The organism is Streptomyces violaceorubidus, from assembly GCF_000717995.1.
GTDB classification, from domain to species: Bacteria; Actinomycetota; Actinomycetes; order Streptomycetales; family Streptomycetaceae; genus Streptomyces; species Streptomyces violaceorubidus.
Window position 1 is genome coordinate 1 of sequence record NZ_JODM01000252.1, and the last position, 214, is coordinate 214.

Consider the following 214-nt stretch of genomic DNA (forward strand, 5'->3'; position numbering starts at 1 on the left):
CCGCCGGCCAGGGGTCCTCGCCGTCGCCGAGGTTCTCGCACTCGAAGCCGTAGAAGTGCCGGTTGCCGTCGGTGTTCGCCTCGTTGTCCCGGGGCAGCGCCTTCTCCGCGATCACCGCGCGCAGGACGTCGTCGTCGCCCAGACCGGCGTGGTTGGCACGGCCGTAACCGACCAGGTGCACGCGGCCGTCCTTGGTGATGACCCCGTGGCACAG

Annotated in this window: 1 protein-coding gene; it reads right to left on the minus strand. The window is 71.0% G+C overall.

From position 1 onward, the window contains the following. On the minus strand, positions 1 to 214 hold a 214-nt coding region (locus IE94_RS0134985; RefSeq protein WP_030192906.1), incomplete at both ends, for a peptidoglycan recognition protein family protein.